Origin of the sequence: Pseudomonas sp. B20(2017), from assembly GCF_002113125.1 — a bacterium.
Classification (GTDB): domain Bacteria; phylum Pseudomonadota; class Gammaproteobacteria; order Pseudomonadales; family Pseudomonadaceae; genus Aquipseudomonas.
This window is the reverse complement of sequence record NZ_NEJP01000021.1, coordinates 22,915-46,437: the sequence shown is the minus strand read 5'-3', so window position 1 is coordinate 46,437 and position 23,523 is coordinate 22,915. Positions and strand designations below refer to the sequence as shown.

Below are 23,523 nucleotides of genomic sequence, written 5' to 3'. Positions count from 1 at the left end.
AGCATGGAAATGCGCGCGGATGTGCTGATTGTCGGAGCCGGAATGGTCGGCAGTGCCCTGGCGCTGGCGTTGCAGGGCAGCGGGCTGGAAGTGCTGTTGCTCGACGGCAGCCCGTTGAGCGTCAAACCCTTCAATGGCGATGCGCCGTTCGAGCCGCGAGTCAGTGCGTTGTCGGCAGCAAGCCAGCGGATCCTCGATCGCCTCGGCGTGTGGGACGGCATCGTCAACCGACGCAGCAGCCCTTACACCGACATGCATGTCTGGGACGGCAGCGGCACCGGCCAGATCCACTTCTCGGCCAGCAGCGTGCATGCCGATGTGCTCGGCCATATCGTCGAAAACCGAGTGGTCCAGGACGCCTTGCTCGACCGTCTGCACGATTGCGATATGGGCCTGCTGGCCAACGCGCGACTGGAGCAGATGCGCCGTTCCGGTGACGACTGGCTGCTGACCCTGGCCGACGGCCGCACTTTGCGCGCACCGCTGGTGATTGCGGCGGACGGGGCCAATTCCGCCGTGCGCCGTCTGACCGGCGTCGCCACCCGCGAGTGGGATTACCTGCATCACGCCATCGTCACCAGCGTGCGCAGCAGCAAACCGCACCGGATGACCGCGTGGCAGCGTTTCACCGATCACGGGCCGCTGGCGTTTCTGCCGCTTGAGCGTGACGGTCAGCAGGATTGGTGCTCGATCGTCTGGTCGACCACGCCAAGCGAAGCAGAACGGCTGATGGCGCTGGATGAGGCGGACTTCTGCCGTGAGCTGGAGCGCGCGTTCGAAGGTTGCCTCGGCGACGTCATCAGTGCCGACCCGCGCCTGTGCGTGCCGCTGCGTCAACGTCATGCCAAACGCTACGTGGCCGAAGGCCTGGCGTTGATCGGCGATGCCGCGCACACCATTCACCCGTTGGCGGGGCAGGGCGTGAATCTCGGCTTCCTTGACGCCGCGGTGCTGGCCGAAGTCTTGTTGCAGGCCAACGAACGCGGCGAACGCCTGGCGGACGTGAAAGTCCTGAGCCGCTACGAGCGCCGGCGCATGCCGCACAATCTGGCGCTGATGGCCGCGATGGAAGGTTTCGAGCGGTTGTTCCAGGCCGATCCGCTGCCGCTGCGCTGGTTGCGTAATACCGGACTGAAAATCGTTGAGCAGATGCCCGAGGCCAAGGCGCTGTTCGTGCGCGAAGCATTGGGGCTGACCGGGGACCTTCCCGTCCTGGCTAAACCTTAATTCTCCGTTGGGACTGACGGCCCTTTCGCGGGCAAGCCCGCTCCCACAGGGTTCCAGGGTGTACTCAAATTTGAATTTCACACTGACCACTGTGGGAGCGGGCTTGCCCGCGAAGGCGAAAGTTCAGTCGCCAGAGGTTTCGGGCTGTGCAACATCTGGTAACTCCTTGGGAAAGTGTTCGATTGAGCTCGCAAATGTGAGTCCTTATCATTTGGGCCACTTTTCCCGACCGAGAGACCGCTCCCATGTTGGCATCCAAGCGTGTTCTGACCGCACTGGCCCTGACCCTGATCGGCAGCACTGCCGCCCAGGCCGCCGACGAGGTGGTGGTCTACTCCTCGCGCATCGATGAGCTGATCAAGCCGGTGTTCGATGCCTACACCGCCAAGACCGGGGTGAAGATCAAGTTCATTACCGACAAGGAAGCGCCGCTGATGCAGCGGATCAAGGCCGAAGGCGAGAACGCTACCGCCGACCTGCTGCTGACCGTCGATGCCGGCAACCTCTGGCAGGCTGAGCAGATGGGCATTCTCCAGCCGTTCACCTCGAAAACCATCGACGCCAACATTCCCCTGCAATATCGCTCGTCCAGCCACGCCTGGACCGGCCTGAGCCTGCGCGCGCGGACCATCGCCTATTCCACCGAACGGGTGAAACCGGGCGAACTGACCACCTACGAAGCACTGGCCGACAAGAACTGGGAAGGCCGCCTGTGCCTGCGCACGGCGAAGAAGGTCTACAACCAGTCGCTGACCGCCACCATGATCGAAGTCCACGGTGCCGAGAAGACCGAGAAGATCCTCAAGGGCTGGGTCAACAACCTGTCCACCGACGTGTTCTCCGACGACGTCGCGGTGCTCGAAGCGATCAACGCCGGCCAGTGCGACGTCGGCATCGTCAACACCTACTACTACGGCCGCCTGCACAAGCAGAAGCCGGATCTGCCGGTGAAACTGTTCTGGCCGAATCAGGCGGATCGCGGCGTACACGTCAACCTGTCGGGCATCGGCCTGACCAAACATGCACCGCACCCGGAGGCGGCCAAGGCGCTGGTGGAGTGGATGACCACGCCTGAGGCGCAGAAGATCTTTGCCGATGTGAACCAGGAGTTCCCAGCGAATCCGGCGGTGAAGCCTTCTGAAGAAGTGGCGGCGTGGGGCCAGTTCGTGGCAGATACGCTGCCGGTTGAAGTGGCGGGCAAGCGTCAGGCTGAAGCGATCCGGATGATGGATCGGGCGGGTTGGAACTGAGTTTTTACATACAACAACGTTGATCGTTCCCACGTCGAACCGTCTGCGTGGGAATGCAGCCCCCGACGCTCTGCGTCGCATCATCGACAGCGTGACGCAGAGCGTCACAGAATGTGTGCCCACGCAGAGCGTGGGCACAATCATTTGAACGAGACTGTTTCCTTGGCCCACCCCGCCCAACGCCGCTGGTACCCCATCGTCTTCACCATCGCCGCGTTGGTGCTGCTTCCCCTCAGCGTCCTCCTGCTGTCATGGCAAACCATCGATCAGCAGATCTGGTCGCACCTGTGGGAAACCCAGATGCCGCGCCTGCTGGGCAACACCCTGACGCTGGTCATCGGCGTAGGCGTCGGCGTGACGCTGATCGGCGTAAGCCTCGCCTGGCTCACCAGCCTCTGCGAATTCCCCGGTCGGCGTTGGCTCGACTGGGCGCTGATGCTCCCGTTCGCGATCCCGGCCTACGTGCTGGCGTTCGTCTTCGTCGGCCTGCTGGATTTCGCAGGCCCCGTGCAAACCCTGCTGCGCGAATGGTTCGGCACCGGCCTGCGCCTGCCGCGAGTGCGCTCCACCGGCGGGGTGATTCTGGTGTTGGTGCTGGTGTTTTATCCCTACGTCTACCTGCTGGCGCGCACTGCGTTCCTGGCGCAGGGCAAGGGATTGATGGAAGCCGCGCGAGTGCTCGGCCAGTCGCCGTGGCAGGCGTTTTGGCGCGTGGCATTGCCGATGGCGCGGCCGGCCATCGGTGCCGGTGTGGCGCTGGCGCTGATGGAAACTCTGGCGGATTTCGGCGCGGTGTCGGTGTTCAACTTCGACACCTTCACGACCGCGATCTACAAGACCTGGTACGGCTTCTTCAGCCTGCCCAGCGCCGCGCAACTGGCCAGCCTGTTGCTGCTGGTGGTGATGCTGGTGTTGTACGGCGAGCGTCGCGCGCGCGGTGCCAATCGGGCAAGCAACGAGCGACCACGGGTCAAGGCGCTGTATCACTTGCGCGGGCCAAAGGCCTGGGCAGCGACCGGCTGGTGCGGTCTGGTGTTCGCCTGTGCGTTTGTCATTCCGGTGCTGCAACTGGTGGTGTGGTTCTGGCAGCGCGGGCGATTCGATCTGGATGAGCGCTACGCCGGGCTGATTCTCCACACGTTATATCTGGGCGGCATGGCGGCGGTGATCACGGTCGGCGTGGCGATGTTGCTGGCGTTCGCCCGGCGCCTGGCGCCGACCCGGACGATCAATTCTGCGGTCGGTCTGGCCAATCTCGGTTATGCCTTGCCAGGCTCGGTGCTGGCGGTGTCGATCATGCTCGCGTTCAGTTATCTGGATCGTGAGCTGGTGATTCCGCTGTCCGGCTGGCTTGGCGGTGCGGGCAAACCGTTGCTGCTGGGCAGTCTGGCGGCGTTGCTGCTGGCGTATCTGGTGCGGTTCGTGGCGGTGGCTTATGGGCCACTGGAAAGCAGTCTGGCGCGTATACGGCCCTCTTTGCCTGAAGCGGCACGTAGCCTGGGTGTCAGTGGGCCGCGACTGTTTTTCAAAGTGTATCTGCCGCTGTTGCTGCCCGGCACGCTCAGCGCCGCCTTGCTGGTGTTCGTCGATGTGCTCAAGGAAATGCCCGCAACCCTGCTGATGCGCCCGTTTGGCTGGGACACGCTGGCGGTGCGGATCTTCGAAATGACCAGCGAAGGCGAATGGGCGAGGGCGTCGTTGCCGGCGCTGACCCTGGTGCTGGTCGGTCTGTTGCCGGTCATCGGACTTATTCGCCGTTCGGCGCATCGAAACACTTAGTAGTGAGTCCTGAATCATGCGGCTACAATGCGCGGCATTCGGTGCGGTCCGTCTGACAGACCCTGTCGCTGAAATCGGCTGAAAGCCCTTTTTTACAGGGCTTTCCGATCCGTGCAGCAGCGCTCCGCACCTTCGCCACGCCCGGAAGGAGAAACCCATGGGACAGCGTACGCCTCTGTATGACCTGCATCTCGCCCTCGGCGCGAAGATGGTCGATTTTGGCGGTTGGGACATGCCCCTGCATTACGGCTCGCAGGTCGAGGAACACCATCAGGTGCGTCGCGATTGCGGGGTGTTCGATGTTTCCCACATGACCGTGATCGATGTCACCGGCCTCCAGGCCAAGGCCTGGCTCCAGCATTTGCTGGCCAATGACGTCGAACGCCTGCACAGCCCCGGCCGTGCGTTGTACAGCACCATGCTCAACGAGCGCGGCGGCATCGTCGACGACATGATCGTCTACCGCCTCGAAGACGGTTATCGTCTGGTGGTCAACGCCTCCACCCGCGATCAGGACCTGGCCTGGATGCAGGCACAGCTGGGCAGCTTCGATGTGCAAATGCACGAACGCGCCGAGCTGGCGATGCTCGCCATTCAAGGCCCCCTGGCCCGGCACAAGATTGCCGAACTGGTGACCCAGTCCCGCGCCAATCTGATCCAGATGCTCAAGCCTTTTGAAGGCCACGTCGACGGCGACTGGTTCATTGCGCGTACCGGCTACACCGGTGAGGACGGTCTGGAAATCGCCCTGCCGGCCGATCAGGCCCCCGGTTTCTTCAACGATCTGGTGGGCGCCGGCATTTCCCCCATCGGCCTCGGTGCCCGCGACACGCTGCGGGTCGAAGCCGGCATGAACCTTTACGGTCAGGACATCCACCAGGACGTTTCGCCACTGGCCTCGAACATGGCCTGGAGCATCGCCTGGGAACCGGCCACGCGCCGGTTCATCGGTCGTGATGCGCTGGAAGCGGAAAAAACCGCCGGTGTGCAGCACAAACTGGTCGGCCTGGTGCTTGAGGAGCGCGGGGTTTTGCGGGCCCATCAGGTGGTTCGTATCGCTGATGTTGGCGAAGGGGAGATCACCAGTGGTAGTTTCTCTCCTACGCTTAGCAAGTCGATTGCCTTGGCGCGTGTACCGATGGCGACTGCCGACCGCGCCGAAGTGGAAATCCGTGGCAAGTGGTATCCGGTACGAGTGGTCAAACCGACCTTCGTCCGTCACGGCAAAACCTTGATCTAAACCTTTTCCGGCGGGCACGACCGCTGACAATTTCTTGAGGACACCGAGCATGAGCAACATCCCAGCTGAACTGCGTTTTGCCGAAAGTCATGAATGGGCGCGCCTGGAAGCCGATGGCACCGTCACCGTGGGCATCAGCGATCACGCCCAAGAAGCGTTGGGTGATGTAGTGTTTGTCGAGCTGGCAGAAGTGGGCAAGGTGTTCGCTGCCGGTGATGCCGCCGGTGTCGTCGAGTCGGTGAAGGCTGCTTCCGACATCTACTCTCCGGTCGGTGGCGAAGTGATTGCCGTCAACGAAGACCTGGCCGGTTCGCCGGAAGAACTGAACAACGATCCGTACGCCGCGTGGATCTTCAAGCTCAAGCCAAGCGACAAGGCCGAGCTGGACAAGCTGCTCGACGCGGCCGCCTACAAGGCTGCCATCGGCGAATAAGCTGCACGCTAGCCCTCAAAGCCCCGACCCGTCGGGGCTTTTTTCTGCCCGGGACTTTTGCCGTCGGGGTGGCTGCTATGCTGGTTTGACCGTGTTGCATTGACGCCGAGCCGCCAGCCAAGAGAGAGCCCGTCATGTCCCAGTTGCCATCCCTGAGCCAGTTACGCGATCCCCATGCCTTTCTGCGCCGCCACCTCGGCGCCGATGCCGCCGAGCAGCAGGCGATGCTCGACAGCCTCGGCCTCGGCAGCCGGGTCGAACTGATCGAACAGACCGTGCCGCCGGGCATTCGCCTCAACCGCGAGCTGGATCTGCCGCCGGCGCTGGACGAACAGGCGGCGCTGGCAAAGCTGCGCGGTTATGCCGAGCAGAACCAGGTCTGGACAAGCCTGATCGGCATGGGCTACCACGGCACCCTGACGCCGACCGTCATCTTGCGAAATGTGCTGGAAAATCCCGGCTGGTACACGGCCTACACGCCTTATCAACCGGAAATCGCCCAGGGTCGGCTCGAAGCGTTGCTCAACTTTCAGCAACTGACCATCGACCTCACGGGTCTCGAGTTGGCCAACGCCTCCCTGCTCGATGAAGCCACCGCCGCGGCGGAAGCCATGGCCCTGGCCAAGCGCGTGGCGAAGTCGAAAAGCAATCTGTTCTTCGTCGACGAAAACTGTCATCCCCAGACCATTTCCGTGGTGCAGACCCGCGCCGAAGGCTTCGGCTTCGGATTGATCGTCGACACTGTGGATAACTTGAAGCAGCACCAGGTGTTCGGCGCGCTGCTGCAATACCCCGACACCCACGGCGAGATCCGCGACCTGCGTCCCTTGATTGATCACCTGCACGCGCAGCAGGCGCTGGCCTGCGTGGCGGCCGATTTGCTCAGTCTGTTGCTGCTGACCCCGCCGGGCGAACTGGGCGCCGACGTGGTGTTTGGTTCATCCCAGCGCTTTGGCGTGCCGATGGGTTATGGCGGCCCGCACGCGGCTTTTTTCGCCAGTCGCGAGGAATACAAACGAGCGATACCGGGGCGGATCATCGGCGTGTCGAAAGATGCCCGTGGCAACGTCGCGCTGCGTATGGCCCTGCAAACCCGCGAGCAGCACATTCGCCGGGAGAAGGCCAATTCGAACATCTGCACCGCCCAGGTGTTGCTGGCCAACATCGCCAGTTTCTATGCGGTCTATCACGGCCCGGAAGGACTGAAACGAATCGCCCAGCGGGTGCACCGGCTGACCTGCATTCTCGCCGCCGGGCTTGAGCGCCATGGCATCCAGCGCCTCAACCAACACTTCTTCGATACCCTCACGCTGGACGTGGGCGGGGCGCAAACCGCGATCATCGAAAGCGCGCGGGCCGCGCAGATCAACCTGCGCATCCTCGGTCGTGGCCAACTCGGTCTGAGCCTCGATGAGACCTGTGATGAAAACACCGTGGCCAGACTGTTCGATGTACTGCTGGGCGCCGATCACGGGTTGAGCGTCGATGAGCTCGACGCTGAAACGCTGACCTCCGGCATTCCCGACACGCTGCAACGCAGCACGCCGTACCTGCGCCATCCGGTGTTCAACGCCCACCACAGCGAAACCGAGATGCTGCGCTACCTTAAGCAGCTGGAGAACAAGGATCTGGCGCTCAACCAGTCGATGATCCCGCTGGGTTCCTGCACCATGAAACTCAACGCCACCAGCGAGATGATTCCGATCACCTGGCCGCAATTCGCCAATCTGCACCCATTCGTGCCCCGGGAGCAGGCGGTCGGTTACACGCTGATGATCGAAGAACTGGAGCGCTGGCTGTGCGCGATCACCGGGTTCGATGCGATTTGCATGCAGCCCAACTCCGGCGCCCAGGGCGAGTACGCCGGACTGCTGGCGATCCGTAAATATCACGAGAGCCGCCAACAGGGCGCTCGGGATATTTGCCTGATTCCTTCGTCGGCCCACGGCACCAACCCGGCCTCGGCGCAGATGGCCGGGATGCGCGTGGTGATCGTCGAGTGCGACGATGCCGGCAACGTCGATCTGGAGGACTTGAAAGCCAAGGCGTCCGAGGCCGGGGCCAAGCTGTCGTGCCTGATGGCGACCTACCCGTCGACCCACGGCGTGTACGAGGAAGGCATCAGCGAAATCTGCGAAGTTATCCACAAGCACGGCGGACAGGTGTACATGGATGGCGCCAACCTCAACGCCCAGGTCGGGCTGGCGCGGCCGGCGGACATCGGCGCCGATGTGTCGCACATGAACCTGCACAAGACGTTCTGCATTCCCCACGGCGGAGGCGGGCCGGGCATGGGGCCGATTGGCGTGCGTGCGCATCTGGCGCCATTCGTTGCCAACCATCCGGTGATTCCGATCGACGGGCCGCAACCGCAGAACGGTGCGGTCAGTGCCGCGCCGTGGGGCAGTGCGAGCATTCTGCCGATCAGCTGGATGTACATCGCGATGATGGGGCCGCAACTGGCGGATGCCAGCGAAGTGGCGATCCTTGCGGCCAACTACCTGGCCCAGCATCTGTCCGGTGCTTTCCCCGTTCTGTACACCGGTCGCAACGAGCGGGTCGCCCACGAATGCATTCTGGATCTGCGGCCGCTGAAAGCGCAGACCGGCATCAGCGAGGAGGACGTCGCCAAGCGCCTGATGGATTACGGCTTCCACGCGCCGACCATGTCGTTCCCGGTGCCGGGCACCTTGATGGTCGAGCCGACCGAGAGCGAGTCCAAGGCCGAACTGGATCGCTTCATCGGCGCGATGCTGAGCATCCGCGCGGAAATCACCGAGGTGCAGAACGGCAACTGGCCGGCCGAGGACAACCCGCTCAAACGGGCCCCGCACACACTGGCCGATATCACCGGCGTGTGGGATCGGCCCTACAGCATCGAGCAGGGCATCACGCCGGATGCGCACACCAAGGCGCACAAGTATTGGCCGGCAGTGAATCGGGTCGATAACGTCTACGGCGACCGCAACCTGTTCTGCGCCTGCGTGCCGGTGGACGATTACCGCTGATCACTGTGGGTGAAATCAAACCATTGTGGGAGCGAGCCTGCTCGCGATTGCGCTAGTCCAATCGACATCTTCGGTGACTGATCCACCGCTATCGCCAGCAGGCTGGCTCCCACAGTGTTCCGTGGTGAATGTGAAGTCCGAGGCAAAAAAATGCCGCTCGTGTGAGCGGCATTTTTGTTTGGCCGGAAGATTACTCCGACGCCACGGCGTTCTTCGCCAGAATCGCGTTCGCCAGTTCCATGTCCGTTGCCTGCAGGCCCGGGTTGTCGGCGCGGACTTTCTGCATCGCCGCTTCCAGGTACGGGCCACGGATGCCGCCATCGCTGGCGACGAAACTGCCAGCATCGTCCTGGGCGGCAACGATCAGTTTGTGATCCTTGAAGGTCAGGTAGGTCGAGCCGGTGGTCGCACCGGACGAAATGACGTTACGCCAAAAGCTGTCGGCCATTGCCGAACCGACGGGCAGAGACAGCAGGGCAAGGGTGGCGACAGCAAGTTTGAGACGCATGTTGGGTGACTCCACTGGTGTTGAATAACCGGTTGGATCGCCGTTTCCCCGATCCGGTTCCGTGAGCGGCTATTTCTGCTCACTCTGTGGCGTCACCCGCAACACTTCCTCAAGCGTCGTCAGCCCTGCCGCGACTTTCTGCGCGCCGGATAATCGCAGGCTGCGCATGCCTTCCTTGAATGCCTGTCGGCGGATCGCGGTGAGATCGGTGTCGGGGCTGATCAAGGCTTTGAGGCTGTCGGTCAGTTGCATGATTTCGTAGACCCCGGCACGACCGTGATAACCGGTGTCGCGGCATTCCAGGCAACCGATGGCCCGTTGCGCATTGCCCGGCAGCGGCGCCTGCCACGGCCGGGTCAGGGTTTGCCAGTCTTCTTCATCAAGAGTCAGCGGCGCCTTGCAGTGCGGGCACAGGGTTCGCACCAGTCGTTGCGCCATGACGCCAAGCACGGTGGCCTTGATCAGGTAATGCGGCACGCCGAGTTCCAGCAGGCGGCTGATGGCGCTCGGCGCGTCGTTGGTGTGCAGGGTCGAGAGCACCAGGTGCCCGGTCAGTGCCGCCTGGATTGCCATTTCGGCGGTTTCCAGGTCGCGGATCTCACCGATCATGATGATGTCCGGGTCTTGCCGCATCAGCGCGCGCACGCCGGCGGCGAAGGTCAGGTCGATGTTGTGCTGGACCTGCATCTGGTTGAAGGCCGGCTCGACCATCTCGATCGGGTCTTCGATGGTGCAGAGGTTGACCTCCGGGGTCGCCAGCTTTTTCAGTGTGGTGTACAGCGTCGTGGTCTTGCCGGAACCGGTCGGGCCGGTGACCAGGATGATGCCGTTGGGCTGGCGGGTCATGTCCTGCCAGCGCCGCAGGTCGTCGGCGGAAAAACCGAGCTGGTCGAAATCCTTGAGCAGCACTTCCGGGTCGAAGATCCGCATTACCATTTTTTCACCGAACGCGGTGGGCAGGGTCGACAGGCGCAGCTCGACTTCGCCGCCGTCCGGGGTCTTGGTCTTGACCCGGCCGTCCTGGGGTTTGCGCTTCTCGGCGACGTTCATCCGGCCAAGGCTTTTCAGGCGGCTGACGATGGCCATCGTCACCTGCGGCGGAAATTGGTAGACGTTGTGCAGCACACCGTCGATGCGAAAGCGCACCGTGCCTTGCTCGCGCCGGGGTTCGATGTGGATGTCGCTGGCCCGCTGCTGAAAGGCGTACTGGAACAGCCAGTCGACGATGTTGACGATGTGCGCGTCGTTGGCGTCGGGCTCCTGATCGCTGGCGCCGAGGTTGAGCAGTTGTTCGAAGTTGCCGAGGTTGCCGCTTTGCGCATCGGCATTGCTGGCGCCGCTGACCGATTTGGCTAGGCGAAAGAATTCGACGCTGAAACGCTGAATGTCCGCCGGGTTGGCCACCACCCGTTTGATTGGCAGTTTCAGGACGTGAGTCAGATCCGCCTCCCAGCCGCTGACGTAGGGCTGGGCGCTGGCCACTGTGACCGCATCGCGATCAACCGACACCGCGAGAATCTTGTGGCGCTGGGCAAAGGCATAGGACATCAGCGGCGTGATGGCGGCGACGTTGATCTTCAGTGGATCGATCCGCAGATACGGCTGGCCGGCCTGCTGCGCCAGCCACAGGGTCAGGCTTTCCAGGTCGAGGTGTTTGCCCGGACGGCTGAGGTCGTCCAGTTGCTGGCTGGCGATGAATTCCAGCGGATGCTTCTGGCCGTGGGCGGCATGCCGGCGCCGGGCGTTGAGCGCTTGCTCCGCCGAGTCCTGGCAGATGAAGCCTTGGGCGACCAGCTCCCGCAGTACCTCATTGAGATCCAGCCAGCGGTCCTGAGTGGCGAGTTGAACGGACATGCGGGCTCCTTTTGAACGACAGTGCGCAAAGGATAGTCGTGGCCCCGCCGACCGTTGGGCCACTACCCGACGAAGACGTTTCGGTTCTTGTCAGCCGGCCGCCTGCGCCGGTGCATCCCACGCCGCTTCGGGGTTTTGCAGGTCCACCGAGCAGACGCTGATCAGGTTACGAAGTTTTTCCGCGATCACCTGGGCGCGGTGCCAGCTCAGGCCACCCATGACGATGTCGATCGACAGCAAGTCGTCCAGCCGCTGGACATTGACCTGTTCCGGGGTGAGGCACTGCAAGGCGAACAGGTTCAGCACCCGCACCAGCAAATCCGGCTCGGCCTCGGCCAGGATCTGGTATTGCGCAAGGCAATGGGCGTTGCTGGCGTTCCACACATCGGCACGGGGCGCAGGGGTGTTGACGGCTTCGAGGTGTGGCATGGCAGGTCTCCGGAATCAGTGGAGGAATTTTTACATTCGATGCCGGGCATTTCTTATCTAAGATGAGCCGATTACGTTATTGATCGGGTAGATCAATTCGGGTTTGGCTGAATTTGAGGATTATTTATGCACAGCGAGCTGGACAGCTACGACCGGCGCATTCTCGCCCTGCTGCAAGAGGACGCTTCCTTGTCCAGCGCACAGATCGCCGAACAGGTGGGCCTGTCGCAATCGCCGTGCTGGCGGCGGATTCAGCGGATGAAGGAGGAGGGGATCATTCGTGGCCAGGTGACTTTGCTTGATCGCAAGAAGATCGGCCTGAACACGCAGATCTTCGCCGAGATCAAACTCAACGCCCACGGCCGTTCGAACTTCACTGAGTTCACCGAGGCGATTCGCGGCTTTCCCGAAGTGCTGGAGTGTTACGTGCTGATGGGGGCGGTGGATTTTCTGTTGCGGATCGTCGCGGCGGACATCGAGGCGTATGAGCGGTTCTTCTTCGAGAAGCTGTCGCTGGTGCCGGGGATTCAGGAAGTGAACTCGATTGTGGCGTTGTCGGAGATCAAGTCCACGACCAGTTTGCCGGTCTGACGTTTTGCTGATGATCGTTCCCACGTCGAGGCGTCGAACCGTCCGCGTGGGAATGCAGTCCGGGACGCTCCGCGTCCCAAAGCGGACGCAGAGCGTCCATTGAGGCATTCCCACGCAGAGCGTGGGAACGATCACAGTCTGCTGGCAATGGCGGTGTTACATGCGCAGCAGCATTTTCCACGCGCGGTTCTGGTACACCGCAATCGCCTGATGCTTGCGTGCATCGAGCAGTTCGTCGGTGATGGTCGGTTCGTTGGCCAGTTGCGCCAGTTTGTTCAGCTCGCCGTACAGACGATCCATTTCCGGGATCTCCAGCACGTTGCGCGCGTGGTGCAGCCAGACCTGGATGCGTTCGATGCGCGGAAGTTGCTCGGCCAGATCTTCCGGCTGTTGCTGATAACGCTGCAATTGCAGCGAAGTGGCTTCTTCGCCCAGCAGGCGCGGCAGCCAGCTTTGCAACTGCGCGGCACCCTGGCGATTGCCACGGGTATTGCGGTCAGCGGTCCAGGTGCGGGCCAGCAACCAGCGCGAAGCGTTCAGCGAGAACAGGCCCCAGCGCGGATCTTCCAGCTCTTCGAGGAACTGCTCCGGTGCGGCTTTGCGTACGTCTTCGTCTTCGATGCCGACCTGCACCAGCGGGCGCCAGTCTTCCAGCAGGGCATCGAGGGCAACGCGCAAGTCGTGGGTCGACGGACGCGGTGCGGCCTGGCCTAGGCTGCTCAGCAGGGCGCGCATTTCCGCTAGGTTCTCGACCCAGTCCTGCAACAGGCGCCAGTGGCCGTTGAAACGATACTGTTCGGCCAGACGCTGACTGCTGCCGAGCAAGTGCCAGGCCAGGGCGGCGAAAGCGTCGTCCAGTGGGGTTTCAGCGGTGATGACCGGCGCCGGCAGGCTCAGCGAGTAGCTGTTGGCATCGTACAGGCGATAGCCGCGCTCGGCCTTGCTGATGTCGCATGGCATCAGGGCCAGGGTTTCGGCCAGTTCGGCGGCCAGTTCCAGCAGCGCGGCAGGTTCGCCTTCGCGCAGTTCCAGTTCCAGCTCGCAGATTTCTTCTTTCTGTTTGCCGACCACCACGTGGCCCAGGTCCAGCGCGGCTTCGATGACCACTTTGGTCTTGCCACGGCCCCAGGCGATTTCGGCGCGTTCGCGGACGAAATCGGTGGTGAAGATCGGCTTCAGGGTTTTCTTGTCCAGCTCGGCAAGGGACTCGGGCCAGCATTCGCCGTCGAGTTTCTTCACGTCGAGCTTGGCTTTGGGCAGGTGCCAGTCGTACTCGTTACGCTCGGACAGGCCGGCGACGCTCTGGCCACGGGTCTTGAGGGTCTGAATCACCTCTTCGCCGTCCTTGCGCAGGCGCAGGGCAACCTTGGCCCGGGCCAGGTCGCGCTCTGGCGTGTCGAAGTACTGATTCATCAACTCACGGCGTTCCCAGCCACTTTTGTTGCGTTTTTTCAGGAGAGGGTGCTCGCGCAGGGCGGCGAGGGTTTCGCGGCTGACGCGGAGTTTGATTTCGGTTTCTTTCTGCATGGCCGGAAAATCCAGGATCGGGAGCGCAGCCGGGGGAATGTGTGGCTGCCAAGGCCGTGCAGTGTACAGGACTGAACCTTCCTACGCTTTGCGGCGGTTTATTCTCGGCGCCGGATGGTTCTATGATGAACCTCAATCCGGGAGTTGGAGTCAGCGATGCCTTTGCCGTCCATGCAAGACCAGTTCGCTGCGCTGATCGCCGCGCCGTCGGTCAGTTGCACTCAGCCGCGGCTCGATCAGTCCAACCGGGCGGTGATCGATCTGCTCGCGGGCTGGCTCGGCGAGCTCGGTTTCAGTTGCGACATCCAGCAGGTCAGCCCCGGCAAATTCAACCTGCTTGCCAGTTTTGGCAGCGGTCCCGGCGGGCTGGTGCTGGCCGGGCACAGTGACACGGTGCCGTACGACGATGCGCTGTGGAAAACCGACCCGCTGAAACTCACCGAGGTCGACGGCCGCTGGGTCGGCCTCGGCAGTTGCGACATGAAGGGCTTTTTCGCCCTGATCATCGAAGCCGTGCAACCGCTGCTCGACCAGCCGTTCAAGCAACCGCTGTTGATCCTCGCCACCTGCGATGAAGAAAGCTCGATGTCCGGTGCCCGGGCGCTGGCCGAAGCGGGGCGACCGCTGGGCCGGGCGGCGGTGATCGGCGAGCCGACCGGGCTCAAGCCGATCCGCATGCACAAGGGCATCATGATGGAGCGCATCGATATCCTCGGGCAGAGCGGCCATTCGTCGGATCCTCGCCTGGGGCACAGCGCCCTCGAAGCGATGCACGATGCCATCGGCGAACTGCGCGGCCTGCGCCTGCTGTGGCAACGCGAATTCAACAACCCGCAGTTCAGCGTGCCGCAGCCGACCATGAACTTCGGCTGTATCCACGGTGGCGACAACCCCAACCGCATCTGCGGCCAGTGTTCGCTGGAGTTCGACCTGCGGCCGCTACCGGGGATGGACCCCAAGCTCTTGCGCAGCGAGATTCTGCGCAGGCTCAACCCGGTCGCCGAACGCCATCAGGTGAAGATCGATTACGCGCCGCTGTTTCCCGAAGTGCCGCCGTTCGAGCAGGCCGAAGACGCGGAGCTGGTGCGAATTGCCGAAAAACTCACCGGCCACGCGGCCGAAGCGGTAGCGTTCGGCACCGAAGCGCCTTATCTTCAGCGCCTTGGCTGCGAAACCATCGTACTCGGCCCCGGCGACATCGCCTGTGCGCACCAGCCGGACGAGTACCTCGAAATGTCACGTTTGCAGCCTACCGTGCATCTATTGCGGCAGTTGATCGAACATTACTGTCTCAAAGCTGTATAAATTGCCCAAACACCCACCCGTATTCATGAGGAGAGCGCGCGTGTCGCCAAGCCTGTTCCGACGATAACCATCAGCCCGCTGTGCGTTTTCCGTTCTGCCCTTTTCCCGGCTGCTATTTATTACAGGCCCAGGTTCATGCCCGAATACGTCAATTGGCTTCGTCACGCGTCTCCTTATATCAATGCTCACCGCGATTGCACCTTCGTCGTCATGCTTCCGGGCGACGGCGTGGAGCATCCGAATTTCGGCAACATCGTCCATGACATCGTGCTGCTGCACAGCCTCGGCGTGCGGCTGGTGCTGGTTCATGGTTCTCGCCCACAGATCGAAACCCGTCTTGCCGCTCGCGGCCTGACCCCGCATTACCACCACGGCATGCGCATCACCGATGCCGCAACGCTGGAATGCGTGATCGACGCGGTCGGCCAACTGCGTATCGCTATCGAAGCGCGGCTGTCGATGGACATGGCCTCCTCGCCGATGCAGGGTTCGCGTCTGCGGGTGGCCAGCGGCAACCTCGTGACGGCGCGGCCGATCGGCGTGCTGGAAGGTGTCGACTATCACCACACCGGCGAAGTGCGTCGGGTCGACCGCAAAGGCATCAACCGCCTGCTCGACGAGCGCTCCATCGTGCTGCTGTCACCGCTGGGTTATTCGCCGACCGGTGAAATCTTCAACCTGGCTTGCGAAGACGTCGCCACCCGCGCCGCCATCGATCTGGGCGCCGACAAGCTGCTGCTGTTCGGTGCCGACCTCGGTCTGATCGACGAAAACGGCAAACTGGTGCGCGAGCTGCGTCCGCAGCAGGTGCCGGCGCATTTGCAGCGTCTGGGCAGCAACTATCAGGCGGAACTGCTGGATGCCGCCGCCGAAGCCTGTCGTGGCGGCGTGGCGCGCAGCCATATCGTCAGTTATGCCGAGGACGGCGCGCTGCTGACCGAACTGTTCACCCGCGACGGTGGCGGTACGCTGGTGGCCCAGGAGCAATTCGAACTGGTGCGCGAGGCGGCGATTGAAGACGTCGGCGGTTTGCTCGATCTGATCAGCCCGCTGGAAGAGCAGGGCATTCTGGTGCGCCGCTCGCGCGAAGTGCTGGAACGCGAGATCGAGCAGTTCAGCGTGGTCGAGCGTGAAGGGATGATCATCGCCTGTGCGGCGCTGTATCAGATTGCCGATTCGGATGCCGGTGAGCTGGCGTGCCTGGCGGTGAATCCCGAGTATCGCCATGGTGGTCGCGGCGACGAATTGCTCGAGCGCATCGAGACCCGTGCCCGGGCGCAGGGCCTGAAGACCCTGTTCGTCCTCACCACCCGCACTGCCCACTGGTTCCGCGAGCGCGGCTTCGAACCGAGCAGCGTCGAGCGCCTGCCGGCGGCTCGGGCTTCTCTCTATAACTATCAGCGCAATTCGAAGATCTTCGAAAAGTCTCTGTGATGTGACGCCCTCATCGCGAGCAGGCTCGCTCCCACAAAGGTTCACCGAGCCGGTGTGGGAGCGAGCCTGCTCGCGATAGCGTTTATTCGGTTACAAACTTCGCACTGACGTACGGCGAGTAGTCAGGCAGAACACTTTCGACCTTGCCCTGTTCCTTCAAAAACTTCGCCGTCTCACCAATCGCCTTCGCCGTGCCGCCGTCCAGCAGCGCCGTGGTCTGTTGTGCCTTGGCGTCGGGGAATGCCGAACCGGCGAGCAATTCCGGAACGTCGGCAGCATTGGCACCGGTCAGTTTGGCGATTTTCTGCACAGGCACCGAGTCGGCGGTCCAGCTGTCTTTATGGGCCGCGTAATCAGCGAACGAGTCCAGGGTCACCTTGGCGAACTTGGCCACGACTTCAGGATGCTTCTCGGCAAAGTCTTTGCGTGCTACCCAGACTTCGAAGGTCGGCGCGCCCCACTGGCCGACCTGCGCGGCATCGGTCAAAGTCTTGCCGGTCTTGCGGATTTCACCCAGCGCCGGCGACCAGACAAAGGCGCCATCGATGTCGCCACGCTTCCACGCCGCGGCGATTTCTGCGGGTTGCAGGTTCACTACTTTGACTTTCGAGGTGTCCAGGCCCCAGTGCTTGAGTGCGCCAAGCAAGCTGTAGTGGGAGGTGGAGACAAACGGGGTGGCGATGGTCTTGCCAATCAGGTCTTCGGGTTTGTTGATGCCGCTGCCGTTACGCACCACCAGCGCTTCGGCGGCATTGATCTGTGCCGAAACGATGAAGGCAACGATTGGCAGATTGCGCGAGGCGGCGGCCGCCAGCGGGCTGGAACCGAGATTGCCGATCTGCACATCGCCGGAGGCAATGGCTGTCACAACTTCCGGGCCGCTGTTGAACCGGCGCCAGTCGATTTTTTCGCCGATGGTCTTCTCGTAGACGCCGTCGGCCTGCGGGACTTTGCTCGGGTCGATACCGGTCTGGTAGCCCACGGTGAGGTTGGCGGCATGGGCTGAAAAAGAAATCAGCGCCGACACACAAACTGTAACAAATTGACTAGATAGTGCGCGTTTGGCCATCATGGCGTCGCCTTTTTGATAGGGATTGACGAAACGGGGTTGCGTCAAAGCTAATCGATCTAAAAAAAGGCTAACAAATACCATTTAGTAATGAGCTTAGTCGCCGATACGCTGTATCCCGGTACAGATGGCAATTGGCTGGCAATATAGCCGAATGATATAAAAAAGAATGAATAAATTCTTTTTGGGTTTATCAGGAAGTCTTTACCCTGCAGGGACCAAATAACTGCGATTAGACCTTGGTCGTAGACACACAAGGTTACGATTGACTTGTCAGTCACGGTCTGGCGCTAATCGCGCATCTTAGGATCCAGGGGCATCAGACCCCGGACCAGGAACACAAGAATTAGAAACGAGAGGAGCGAAACATGAACAAGTCCACCTTGGCCCTGGCCGTGGCCGTAGGGGTTTTGGCGCAGCAGGCAGGCGCCGCCGGTTTCATCGAAGACAGCAAGGCCACTCTGGGTCTGCGTAACTTCTACATCAACACTGACAACCGCGATGGCGACGTCAACGCTCCTGCCAACAAGCGTGCAGGCGTTCAAAGCAAGCAGGAAGAATGGGGCCAAGGCTTCGATCTGCGCTTCATCTCCGGTTACACCCAAGGCACTGTAGGCTTTGGTATCGACGCCATCGGCCTGCTGGGCGTGCGTCTGGACTCGGGTGGTGGTACTAACGGCGCTTCCCCGGCGACAGCGACCAACTACGGCTCCTACGGCGGCACTGTTTTCCCGAGCAAATCCAATGGCGAAGCGGTTGATAACTTCTCCAGCCTGGGTCTGACTGCCAAGGCCAAGATCTCCCAGACCGAACTGAAGCTGGGTACTCTGCAGCCTAAAAACCCGGTTATCGTTACAAACGATGGTCGTCTGCTGCCGCAAACTTTCCAGGGTGGTCAGATCACCTCGGGCGACATCAAGGACTTGACCCTTGTTGGCGGTCAGATCGAGCACGTCAAGGGTCGTAACTCCAGCAACAACGAAGAACTGTCGATCGCTGGCGCCAACGGTCGTACTGCGAGTGGCCGCGACAGCAACAAGTTCATCTATGCTGGTGGTGACTACAAAATCACCAAAGACCTGACTGCCCAGTACTACTACGGCAATCTGGACCAGTTCTACAAGCAACACTTCCTGGGCCTGGTGCACAACTGGGCAATCGGCCCTGGCGTGTTGAAGTCTGATCTCCGTTACTTCAACAGCCGTGACGACGGTAAAAATGGCACCGATGCCAACTACTACACCTCCGGTGACTACGGTACTGGCATCACCAAAGGTAAGGTCGACAACAACCTGTACAGCGGTCTGTTCCTGTACACCGTTGCTGGTCATACCTTCGGTGGCGGTTATCAGGTCAGCAACGGCAACAGCGACTTCCCGTGGCTGAACCAAGGTGACGGTTCTTCGAACTACACCATCACTGACATGCAAATCCAGAAGTTCGGTCGTGCTGGCGAGCGTACCTGGCAGGCTCGCTACTCGTATGACTTCGCCAAAGTCGGCCTGCCTGGCCTGACCGCCGGTGTGGTTTACCTGCGTGGCGACAATATCGACACCACCGGCCGTGTCGGTTTCAACCAGGTCAGTGTCAACGCTACTGGCCGCTCCGAGTGGGAACGCGACCTGACCGTTGGTTACGTCGTTCCAGAAGGTCCGCTGAAGAATCTGGGCTTGATGTGGAAAAACGCTACCTGGCGCAACGACATCCCAGGTCAGCGTGACCAGGATGAAAACCGCCTGATCGTCAGCTACTCGATCCCGCTGCTGTAATAGCGCTCCTGCACTGATGTAAAAAGCCTGATGTAAAAAAAGCCCCGTCCGGCATCGCGCCGGACGGGGCTTTTGCGTTTTCGGATCCGGCTCACCCCCGTAAGCCTTCCCCGATGTTCCCCTCTTTACAGCAACTCAAGGCCTTCTCGAACCTTGAGGGCGATGTTCGTCGCGATGGTGCGGGGCGTCCAGTGAACAGATGTTTAATATTCTTAAACGATATAAATATCTCGTTATTTATTCTTTTTCACGATGGTGAATCCCGAGCTACAGTTGAGGTCTCCAACAACTCATCAGGAGCCGCACCATGAGCCTCAGACTTGGCGATATCGCCCCCGATTTCGAACAGGATTCCAGCGCCGGCAAGATTCGTTTCCACGAATGGCTGGGCGATAGCTGGGGCGTGCTGTTTTCCCATCCGGCGGACTTCACTCCGGTCTGCACCACCGAGCTCGGCTTCACGGCCAAGCTCAAGGACGAGTTCACCAAGCGTGGCGTGAAAGCCATTGCACTGTCGGTCGATCCGGTGGACTCGCACCACAAGTGGATCGAGGACATCAACGAAACCCAGAACACCATCGTCAACTTCCCGATCCTGGCCGATGCCGATCGCAAGGTGTCCGATCTGTACGATCTGATCCACCCGAACGCCAACGACACCCTGACCGTGCGTTCGCTGTTCGTGATCGATCCGAACAAGAAGATCCGCCTGACCATCACTTATCCGGCCAGCACCGGGCGCAACTTCCACGAGATCCTGCGGGTGATCGACTCGCTGCAGCTCACCGACAACTACAAGGTGGCCACCCCGGCCAACTGGCAGGACGGTGAAGAAGTGGTGATCGTGCCGTCGCTCAAGGACGAAGACGAAATCAAGCAGCGCTTTCCGAAAGGCTACCGCGCGGTGAAACCGTACCTGCGCCTGACCCCACAACCAAACAAATAACCTTTGCGGTAAAGCCGCCACCGCTTTCGCGAGCAAGCTCGCTCCCACAGGGGGGCTGCGTTTCAAATGTGGGAGCGAGCTTGCTCGCGAAGGCGTCGGCCTGTTCAACACGGAAATCAAAACCACGATGCAGGGTTTCAGGCCGTTTTCACGGCCTGTTTTTTTGCCCGCACGAAAGTGAAATGCATATCTCCATAAAGAATAACCAAATGAATAAATATGATTTATGGATATATGAATCAGCTGGTAAGGTCACTGACATCGAAGCGAGATCGCAACCCGCGAATCGCCTGTAACGCGCAAGGAATCGTCTGAATGCTGGTCGTCTCACTCGGTGGCAGTCCCAGTCAACGTTCCCGCTCCGGGGTGTTGCTGGAACGCTCGCAACGCTGGTTGCAGCAGCAAGGGGTGGAAGTGGTGAGTTATCAGGTGCGGGACTTCCCGGCCGAAGACCTGCTCCACGCCCGCTTCGACAGCCCGAAGGTGCTCGACCTGCTGCAACAGATTGAAAACGCCGATGGCCTGCTGATCGCCACGCCGGTGTACAAGGCGTCGTTTTCCGGCGCCCTGAAGACCGTGCTGGATCTGCTGCCGGAACGCGCCCTGAACCACAAGATTGTTCTGCCGGTGGCCACCGGCGGCAGCATCGCCCACATGCTGGTGGTCGATTACGCCCTCAAACCGGTGCTGTCGGCGTTGAAAGCCCAGGAAATGCTGCAAGGGATTTTTGCCGAGGACAGCCAGATCGCTTACGGCGAAGGCAGTGCTGCGGCGCAGCTGGCACCAGCCCTGGAACAGCGGCTGCACGAAGCGCTGGATCAGTTTGTCAGTGCTATGGCCCGTCGGCCGAAGCCGCTGGAACCGGGCTTATTGAACGAACGTTTGTTGAGTGCTCGCTGGAGCATTTGAGCCACATCGAAATTTGAAGTACTGGCCTTACTCGCCCGCCAACGGGCAAGCAGGTGCAGCCAAAACCCAACAGCAAAAAGGAGAGCGCTATGCGCACTGTATTTTTGCGTCGTGGTCTGGTCGCTCTGTTTGCTGCGGCTGTGTCCTTCGGCGCCATCACTCAAGCTCAAGCCGAGACGTTGCGGATCGGTTATCAGAAGTACGGCACGCTGGTGCTGCTCAAAGCCAAGGGCACTCTGGAAAAACGCCTCGCCGCCCAAGGCGTCGACGTGCAATGGACTGAGTTTCCCGGCGGCCCGCAACTGCTGGAAGGCCTGAACGTCGGTTCGATCGACTTCGGTGTCACCGGCGAAACCCCGCCGGTCTTCGCCCAGGCCGCCGGTGCCGATCTGCTCTACGTGGCTTACGAGCCACCAGCGCCGAACAGCGAAGCGATCCTCGTGCCGAAAGATTCGCCGATCAAATCGGTGGCGGATCTCAAGGGCAAGAAAGTCGCCCTGAACAAAGGCTCCAACGTTCACTACCTGCTGGTGCGTGCGCTGGAAGACGCCGGCCTCAAGTACACCGACATTCAAACCGTATTCCTGCCGCCGGCCGATGCCCGCGCCGCGTTCGAACGTGGCAGCGTCGACGCCTGGGTCATCTGGGATCCGTACCAGGCGGCCGCCGAGAAACAACTGCAAGCGCACACTCTGCGTGACGGCAAAGGCATCGTCGACAACCACCAGTTCTACCTGGCGACCAAACCCTACGCGCAGAAAAATCCCGAGGTGATCAAGACCCTCGTGGAAGAAGTGCGCGCCGTCGGCGAGTGGTCCAAGGCCAACCCGCAAGACGTGACCCAACAGGTGTCGCCGCTGCTCGGCCTGCCGGCAGACATCACCCTGACCTCGGTGAAACGCCAGGGCTACGGCGCGCTGTTCCTGACCCCGGAAGTGGTCGCCGCGCAACAGAAAATCGCCGACACCTTCTACCAGCTCAAGCTGATTCCCAAGCCATTGAGCATCAAGGACGTGATCTGGACCCCACCGGCCGCTGTGGCCCAAAGCTCGGTCACCCAAGCCCAGTAAATCGAATCCCCAAGGAGACCACTCCATGAGCCTCAACATCTTCTGGTTCCTGCCTACCCACGGCGACGGCCATTACCTTGGCACCGCCGAAGGCGCCCGCGCCGTCGACCACGGCTATCTGCAACAGGTCGCGCAAGCGGCGGATCGTCTGGGCTTCGGCGGCGTGCTGATTCCCACCGGCCGTTCCTGCGAAGACTCGTGGTTGGTGGCCGCGTCGCTGATCCCGGTGACCCAGCGTCTGAAGTTTCTGGTTGCCCTACGCCCCGGGATCATTTCCCCGACGGTGGCGGCGCGTCAGGCGGCAACGCTGGATCGCCTGTCCGGCGGTCGTGCGCTGTTCAACCTGGTGACCGGTGGCGATCCGGAAGAGTTGGCCGGCGACGGTCTGTTCCTCGATCACGAAGCGCGCTATCAGGCTTCGGTGGAATTCACCCGGATCTGGCGCCGGGTGCTGGAAGGCGAAACCGTGGATTACGACGGCGAGCACATCAGCGTGAAAGGCGCCAAATTGCTCTATCCGCCGATCCAGCAGCCGCGTCCGCCGCTGTATTTCGGCGGTTCGTCGGAAGCGGCGCAGGATCTGGCCGCCGAACAAGTGGAGATGGTCCTGACCTGGGGCGAGCCGCCCGCAGCCGTTGCCGAAAAGATCGAACAGGTTCGTGCCAAAGCGGCCAAGCTCGGACGCACCGTGCGCTTCGGCATTCGTCTGCATGTGATCGTGCGGGAAACCAACGCTGAAGCCTGGCAAGCGGCGGATCGTCTGATTTCGCACCTGGACGACGACACCATCAAGCGCGCTCAGGCTTCGCTGGCGCGGTTCGATTCGGTCGGCCAGCAACGCATGGCCGCGCTGCACGGTGGCAGCCGTGACAACCTCGAAGTCAGCCCGAACCTGTGGGCCGGCGTCGGTCTGGTGCGCGGCGGTGCCGGCACGGCACTGGTCGGCGACGGTCCGACCGTGGCGGCGCGCGTGAAGGAATACGCGGATCTGGGCATCGATACCTTCATCTTCTCCGGTTATCCACACCTCGAAGAATCGTATCGGGTGGCCGAGTTGCTGTTCCCGCACCTCGATGTCGAGCGCCCGGAATTGCCGAAAAGCGCCGGTTACGTCAGCCCGTTCGGCGAGATGGTGGCCAACGACATTCTTCCCAAAGCCGCGTCCCAGAGCTGAG

Annotated in this window: 19 protein-coding genes; 14 read left to right on the top strand and 5 right to left on the bottom strand. The window is 61.6% G+C overall.

Features of this window, described 5'->3' with window-relative positions; translation table 11 throughout:
- Positions 1-9 precede the first annotated feature (9 nt).
- The 6 genes from CAF63_RS25125 (at position 10) to gcvP (ending at position 8,937) form a co-directional block, all read left to right on the top strand.
- Positions 10-1,227 (top strand): 2-octaprenyl-3-methyl-6-methoxy-1,4-benzoquinol hydroxylase, encoded by a 1,218-nt coding sequence (locus CAF63_RS25125; protein ID WP_178081324.1) that lies wholly within the window; start codon positions 10-12, stop codon positions 1,225-1,227.
- 245 nt (positions 1,228-1,472) lie between these two features.
- Positions 1,473-2,477, top strand: a complete 1,005-nt coding sequence (locus CAF63_RS25120) for an extracellular solute-binding protein (protein ID WP_085689889.1) — start codon at positions 1,473-1,475, stop codon at positions 2,475-2,477.
- 162 nt (positions 2,478-2,639) lie between these two features.
- Positions 2,640-4,256: an iron ABC transporter permease gene (locus CAF63_RS25115; RefSeq protein ID WP_085689886.1), complete on the top strand. Its 1,617-nt coding sequence runs from the start codon at positions 2,640-2,642 to the stop codon at positions 4,254-4,256.
- Positions 4,257-4,413: 157 nt separating this feature from the next.
- A complete protein-coding gene (gcvT, locus tag CAF63_RS25110; RefSeq protein ID WP_085689884.1) occupies positions 4,414-5,496 on the top strand; it encodes a glycine cleavage system aminomethyltransferase GcvT in 1,083 nt (360 codons plus the stop codon).
- A gap of 49 nt (positions 5,497-5,545) precedes the next feature.
- Entirely contained in the window at positions 5,546-5,929 is a 384-nt protein-coding gene (gene gcvH / locus CAF63_RS25105) for a glycine cleavage system protein GcvH (protein ID WP_085689882.1), read from the top strand.
- Between the two features lie 134 nt (positions 5,930-6,063).
- On the top strand, positions 6,064-8,937 hold the full coding sequence (gcvP, locus tag CAF63_RS25100) for an aminomethyl-transferring glycine dehydrogenase (protein WP_085689880.1): 2,874 nt from the start codon (positions 6,064-6,066) through the stop codon (positions 8,935-8,937).
- A 190-nt stretch (positions 8,938-9,127) separates the two neighbouring features.
- Here the strand turns inward: gcvP and CAF63_RS25095 are convergent, their stop codons facing one another.
- The 3 genes from CAF63_RS25095 to CAF63_RS25085 form a co-directional block, all read right to left on the bottom strand.
- Positions 9,128-9,445 carry a DUF2388 domain-containing protein gene (locus CAF63_RS25095; RefSeq protein WP_007951791.1) on the bottom strand — a complete coding sequence of 106 codons (318 nt, stop codon included), beginning with the start codon at positions 9,443-9,445 and terminating at the stop codon, positions 9,128-9,130.
- A gap of 69 nt (positions 9,446-9,514) precedes the next feature.
- Positions 9,515-11,299 (bottom strand): GspE/PulE family protein, encoded by a 1,785-nt coding sequence (locus tag CAF63_RS25090; RefSeq protein ID WP_085689877.1) that lies wholly within the window; start codon positions 11,297-11,299, stop codon positions 9,515-9,517.
- Positions 11,300-11,389: 90 nt separating this feature from the next.
- Positions 11,390-11,728, bottom strand: coding sequence for a hypothetical protein (locus CAF63_RS25085; RefSeq protein WP_085689875.1), 339 nt, complete (start codon positions 11,726-11,728; stop codon positions 11,390-11,392).
- A 126-nt stretch (positions 11,729-11,854) separates the two neighbouring features.
- Here CAF63_RS25085 and CAF63_RS25080 point away from each other — a divergent pair, with 126 nt between their 5' ends.
- Positions 11,855-12,319, top strand: a complete 465-nt coding sequence (locus tag CAF63_RS25080; RefSeq protein WP_027610503.1) for an Lrp/AsnC family transcriptional regulator — start codon at positions 11,855-11,857, stop codon at positions 12,317-12,319.
- A 156-nt stretch (positions 12,320-12,475) separates the two neighbouring features.
- On the opposite strand, the gene CAF63_RS25075 is transcribed toward CAF63_RS25080, so the two are convergent.
- Entirely contained in the window at positions 12,476-13,846 is a 1,371-nt protein-coding gene (locus CAF63_RS25075; RefSeq protein WP_085689873.1) for an inorganic triphosphatase, read from the bottom strand.
- A 156-nt stretch (positions 13,847-14,002) separates the two neighbouring features.
- On the opposite strand from CAF63_RS25075, the gene argE reads away from it, so the two are divergent.
- Positions 14,003-15,151, top strand: coding sequence for an acetylornithine deacetylase (gene argE / locus CAF63_RS25070; protein WP_085689871.1), 1,149 nt, complete (start codon positions 14,003-14,005; stop codon positions 15,149-15,151).
- Positions 15,152-15,286: 135 nt separating this feature from the next.
- The gene (gene argA / locus CAF63_RS25065; protein WP_007951778.1) at positions 15,287-16,585 is read left to right on the top strand and encodes an amino-acid N-acetyltransferase; all 1,299 of its coding nucleotides are present in this window, start codon (positions 15,287-15,289) and stop codon (positions 16,583-16,585) included.
- Between the two features lie 82 nt (positions 16,586-16,667).
- Here argA and tauA read toward each other — a convergent pair whose 3' ends face one another.
- Positions 16,668-17,657: a taurine ABC transporter substrate-binding protein gene (tauA, locus tag CAF63_RS25060; RefSeq protein WP_007951777.1), complete on the bottom strand. Its 990-nt coding sequence runs from the start codon at positions 17,655-17,657 to the stop codon at positions 16,668-16,670.
- Between the two features lie 365 nt (positions 17,658-18,022).
- Here tauA and CAF63_RS25055 point away from each other — a divergent pair, with 365 nt between their 5' ends.
- From CAF63_RS25055 to ssuD, 5 genes are all read left to right on the top strand, one after another.
- Positions 18,023-19,423, top strand: coding sequence for an OprD family porin (locus tag CAF63_RS25055; RefSeq protein ID WP_085689868.1), 1,401 nt, complete (start codon positions 18,023-18,025; stop codon positions 19,421-19,423).
- A gap of 307 nt (positions 19,424-19,730) precedes the next feature.
- The gene (locus CAF63_RS25050; protein ID WP_011336455.1) at positions 19,731-20,369 is read left to right on the top strand and encodes a peroxiredoxin; all 639 of its coding nucleotides are present in this window, start codon (positions 19,731-19,733) and stop codon (positions 20,367-20,369) included.
- A gap of 315 nt (positions 20,370-20,684) precedes the next feature.
- Entirely contained in the window at positions 20,685-21,278 is a 594-nt protein-coding gene (gene ssuE / locus CAF63_RS25045) for an NADPH-dependent FMN reductase (protein WP_085689866.1), read from the top strand.
- Positions 21,279-21,367: 89 nt separating this feature from the next.
- Entirely contained in the window at positions 21,368-22,348 is a 981-nt protein-coding gene (locus CAF63_RS25040) for a sulfonate ABC transporter substrate-binding protein (protein WP_085689864.1), read from the top strand.
- Between the two features lie 25 nt (positions 22,349-22,373).
- Positions 22,374-23,522, top strand: coding sequence for an FMNH2-dependent alkanesulfonate monooxygenase (gene ssuD / locus CAF63_RS25035; protein WP_011336452.1), 1,149 nt, complete (start codon positions 22,374-22,376; stop codon positions 23,520-23,522).
- Position 23,523: the final 1 nt, after the last annotated feature.